This is a genomic window from Streptomyces sp. UH6, assembly GCF_013421635.1.
Lineage (GTDB): Bacteria > Actinomycetota > Actinomycetes > Streptomycetales > Streptomycetaceae > Streptomyces > Streptomyces abyssomicinicus.
In genome coordinates this window covers 1-4857 of record NZ_JACADT010000404.1, presented here as the reverse complement: position 1 = coordinate 4857, position 4857 = coordinate 1, and the positions used below count along the sequence as shown (strand labels likewise).

At 70.9% G+C, this 4857-nt stretch carries 2 protein-coding genes; one reads left to right on the top strand and one right to left on the bottom strand.

From position 1 onward, the window contains the following. Nucleotides 1–301: 301 nt before the first annotated feature. The gene (locus HW445_RS18640; protein ID WP_180222132.1) at nt 302–1276 is read left to right on the top strand and encodes a carbohydrate kinase family protein; all 975 of its coding nucleotides are present in this window, start codon (nt 302–304) and stop codon (nt 1274–1276) included. A 99-nt stretch (nt 1277–1375) separates the two neighbouring features. On the opposite strand, the gene HW445_RS18635 is transcribed toward HW445_RS18640, so the two are convergent. Continuing rightward, entirely contained in the window at nt 1376–4513 is a 3138-nt protein-coding gene (locus HW445_RS18635; protein WP_180222131.1) for an efflux RND transporter permease subunit, read from the bottom strand. Nucleotides 4514–4857: the final 344 nt, after the last annotated feature.

Sequence of the window (4857 nt, the reverse complement as noted above, 5' to 3'; positions counted from 1 at the left end):
CGGCACCGTCCGCGTCCCCGCGTGGCGCCGCCGCGGAATCCCGCCGGTCCGCGGCCCCGTCGTGGTGGTCCGCCCCGGTCGTCGTCTCGTCGTCCGGGCCGTCGGCCGGCAGCGCGTCGTCCTTCACCTCTTCGCCCTTTCTTCCCGGAGGCCCTCGGAGGCCGCATCCCTCATCAGGAGTCCCCGATGGGACGTACGCGGGGAACTCCCGGTTCCCCGGAAGCGGCGGCGGGGCCGTTCCCGGTCCCCGGTCCGCCTACCATCGGTAGGTCACCAAGCCGCCAGCCAGGAGAGACTCCCCGTGCGCATCGCAGTCACCGGCTCCATCGCCACCGACCACCTCATGACCTTCCCCGGCCGGTTCGCCGACCAGCTCGTCGCGGACCAGCTGCACACGGTCTCGCTCTCCTTCCTGGTCGACCAGCTGGACGTCCGCCGCGGCGGCGTCGGCGCCAACATCGCCTTCGGCATGGGCCAGCTGGGCACCGCCCCGGTCCTGGTGGGGGCGGCCGGCTCCGACTTCGACGAGTACCGCGCCTGGCTGGACCGGCACGGCGTCGACACCGCTTCCGTGCGCATCTCCGAGACGCTGCACACCGCGCGGTTCGTCTGCACCACGGACGCCGACCACAACCAGATCGGTTCCTTCTACACCGGCGCCATGAGCGAGGCCCGGCTGATCGAGCTGAAGACCGTCGCCGACCGGGTGGGCGGGCTCGACCTGGTCCTCATCGGCGCCGACGACCCCGAGGCGATGCTCCGCCACACCGAGGAGTGCCGCACCCGGGGCATCCCGTTCGCCGCGGACTTCTCGCAGCAGATCGCGCGGATGAACGGCGAGGAGATCCGGATCCTGCTGGAGGGCGCGACGTACCTCTTCTCCAACGAGTACGAGAAGGGGCTCATCGAGTCCAAGACCGGCTGGTCCGACGAGGAGATCCTGGCCAAGGTCGGCCACCGGGTCACCACGCTGGGCTCGCGGGGCGTGCGCGTCGAGCGGCACGGGGAGACCCCGGTCGAGGTCGGCGTCCCGCAGGAGGCCCGCAAGGCCGACCCGACCGGTGTCGGCGACGCCTTCCGGGCGGGCTTCCTGTCCGGGCTGGCGTGGGGCGTCTCGCTGGAGCGGGCCGCGCAGATCGGCTGCATGCTGGCGACCCTCGTCATCGAGACCGTGGGCACCCAGGAGTACCAGCTGCACCGCGCGCACTTCATGGAGCGCTTCGCCGAGGCCTACGGCGAGGAGGCCGCCTCCGAGGTCCGCAAGAACCTCGGCTGACGACGGACCCGCGGCACGCGGGGAAACGGGGAAGGCCCCCGGCGCCGAGTGGCGCCGGGGGCCTTCCCGTGGGTCGGGCCTCGTCCGGGTCGGACGTCGTCAGGCCCGCGCGGGTTCGGGCTCCGTGGTCGGGGTGGGGGTACCGTCCCCGTCCCCGTTCTCGCCGGCCTTGGCCCGGCGCTTCGCCGCGCGCTTGGCGGCGCGCCGCTCCTTGCGGAGCTCCAGCATCGCGTAGAGCGTCGGCACCAGGAGCAGCGTCAGCAGCGTCGAGGTGATCAGACCGCCGATCACCACGACCGCCAGCGGCTGGGCGATGAACCCGCCGTGGCCGGTGATGCCCAGCGCCATCGGGATCAGCGCGAAGATGGTCGCCAGCGCCGTCATCAGGATGGGCCGCAGACGGTGCCGGCCACCCTCGATCACCGCGTCGACGATGCCGTAGCCCTGCTCCCGGTACTGGTTGATCAGGTCGATCAGCACGATGGCGTTGGTGACCACGATGCCGATCAGCATCAGCATGCCGATCATCGCCGGGACGCCCATCGGGATGCCCGTGGCGATCAGCAGGCCGAGCGCGCCGGTGGCCGCGAACGGGATGGACACGAGCAGGATCAGCGGCTGGGCGAGCGACCGGAAGGTGCCGACCAGGAGCATGAACACGATCGCGATCGCGGCCAGCATGGCCAGGAAGAGGTTGACGAAGGCGTCGTCCTGCTGCTCGGTGACACCGGCGATCTCGGCCGTGGCGCCCTCGGGCAGCTCCAGCTTGTCGATGGCCGTGAAGAGCTCCGCGCTGACCGCGCCGGTGTTGTCGCCGGTCGGACGGGCGGTGACGTTCACGGACCGCTGGCCGTCGATGCGGGTCAGCGAGACCGGGCCGTCGACCAGTTCGACGTCGGCGATCTGGGACAGCTTGACCGGGCCCAGGCGCAGGTTCTTCAGCTCGGCCATGGTGTCGGCGGGCTTCGCGGACCGGATGACGATGTCGCGCTCGGCGTTGTCCAGGGTGGCCTTGCCGACCGTGGTGCCGCGGACCGACTGGGCGACGATCGCGCCGAGGGTCTGGTCGGTGAACCCGGCCGCGGCGGCCTTCTCGTTGGCGCGGACCTGGATGCGCGGGACGGACTGCGCGAGGTCGCTGGTGACGTCGGCGACGTCGTCCAGGCCCTCGACCGCCTTGGTCACGTCGGCGGTGGCGTCGGCCAGCACGTCGGGGTCGGCGGCCTTGACGACCACCGCGAGGTTCGTGCCACCGAAGCCGCCGGAGGCGTCGATCTTGGTGTCGCCCACGCCGTCGAGGCCTTCGAGGCCCTTCTCGATGTCCTTCTGGACGCCCTCGTAGGAGGCGCCCTCCTCCAGCATGACCTGGAACGAGGACTGGTTGCTGCCGGTGCCGCCGCCGAAGGCCGCCATCCAGCCGGAGCTGCCGACGGTGACCTGCTGGTCCTTGACGCCGTCGATGCCCTCGATCAGCTTCTCGACCTTGGCCGCGGCCTCGTCGGTGGCGGCCAGGCTCGTGCCGGGCTCCAGCTTCTGGGTGACGGCGATGACGTTCTGGTCGCCCTGGTCCAGGAAGTTGGTCTTGAGCAGCGGCGTCATGCCGAGGGTGCCGACGAGCACCACGACGGCGATCAGCACGCTGGTGAGGCGGCGGCGCGTGGCGAACTTCAGGACGGGCACGTACAGGCGCTGCAGCTTGCTGCGGCGCTCGGCCTCCTCGGCCTTGCGGCGGGCCTCCTCGGCGTCCTCGGGGGTGTGCTTCGGGGCCCGCAGGAACCAGTAGGAGAGGACCGGGACGACCGTCAGCGACACCAGCAGCGAGGCCAGCATGGCGATCGTGACGGTGAGGCTGAAGTCGCTGAACAGCTCGCCCACCATGCCGCCGACCAGACCGATCGGCAGGAAGACCGCGACGGTGGTCAGGGTGGAGGAGGTGATGGCGCCGGCGACCTCACGGACGGCCTTGAGGATGGCCTCCTTGCGCTCGGTGCCGTAACCGAGGTGCCGCTTGATGTTCTCCAGCACCACGATCGAGTCGTCGACCACACGCCCGATGGCGATGGTCAGACCGCCCAGCGTGAGCATGTTGAGCGAGGTGTCGCGGGTCCACAGCACGATCAGGGTGAGGACCACCGAGAGCGGGATGGAGACCGCGGTGACCAGCGTGGAGCGGATCGACGTCAGGAAGACGAGGATCACCACGACGGCGAAGACGAGACCCAGCGCGCCCTCGGTGGTGAGGCCGGAGATGGCGTCGGCGACGGCCGGGCCCTGGTCGGTGACCACGGTGACCGCGGCGCCCGAACCGACGGCGGCGCGCAGCTCGGGAAGCTTGTCCTGGACGGCGTCGGAGATGGTGACGGCGCTGCCGTCCCGGTCCATGGTGACGACGACGGAGAGGCTCGGCTCGCCGTTGGTGCGGGTGATGGAGGTGGCCGCGGCCGGCTTCTCGGCGACCTTGGCGACCGAGGAGAGCTTGACCGCCTTGCCGCCGCCCTCACCGGCGACGCGCAGGTCCTTGATCTGGTCGAGCGAGGTGTAGCCGCCGCCGACCTGGACGGTGCGGCTGGAGCCCTCCTCGTCGAAGGCGCCCGCCGGCATCGAGACGCCGCCGGCCTGGAGCGCCTGGGTCAGCGAGGCGGACGTCAGCCCGGCGCGCGCCAGCTTGGCGTCGTCCGGGGTGACGGTGACCTGCATCTCGCGCACGCCGTTGACGGCGGCCTGGCCGACGCCGTCGATCTTCTCCAGCTCGGGGACGACCGCGGTGTCGAGGCGGTCGGCCAGCGCCTGCTGGTCCATGTCGGCGGTGACGGAGAGGACCACGGCCGGGATGTCGTCGGAGGAACCGGCGATCACCTGCGGGTCGACGCCCTCGGGCAGCAGGTTCCGGGACCGGTTGATCGCCTGCTGGATGTCGGCGACCAGCTGCTTGGTGTCCGGGCCGTAGTCGAAGGAGGCCATGATCACGGCGCTGCCCTCGCTCGCCGTGGAGGTCAGGCTCTCGACCCCGTCGACGGCCTTGATGCCGTTCTCCAGGGGCTCGACGACCTGCTTCTCGACGACGTCGGGCGACGCGCCCTGGTACGGCGCGATCACCGACACCATGGGCAGCTCGATGGAGGGAAGCAACTGCTGCTTGAGCTGCGGGATCGCGATGACTCCGAAGATCAGCGCGATCAGCGACATCAGACCTATCAGGGCCCGCTGCGCGAGGCTGAATTTGGACAGCCAGGACATAAGGGTCAGGGTCTCTCTACGAGGTGAGGGCACGGTGCGCGGAAGGCGCCGGCTGGGGGCGGGACCGCCGCCGCCTACATCCTCGCCCATGCCGCGGAGAGACCTGGTAGCCCCCTGGTCCGATTTGAGGAGCATCACATCCTCCTCCGGTCGGACAAGCGGACCGGAGGAGGATGAGACGACGGGGCCCGCGCGTCCGCCCGGCGTCGCGCTACACCTCGGGGACGTCTTCGGACTTCTCGGACTTCTCGGACTTGTAGGACTGCGCGGACGACTCACCCTTCTCGGACGCCTCGTCCGGCCCGGACGCCTCGTCCGGCCCGGTCGGCTCCGACGGCCCGGTC

What these genes read in the sequence shown, in the direction of transcription:
- HW445_RS18635 (WP_180222131.1), bottom strand. Translation starts at nt 4,513, where the DNA reads ATGTCCTGGCTGTCCAAATTCAGCCTCGCGCAGCGGGCCCTGATAGGT.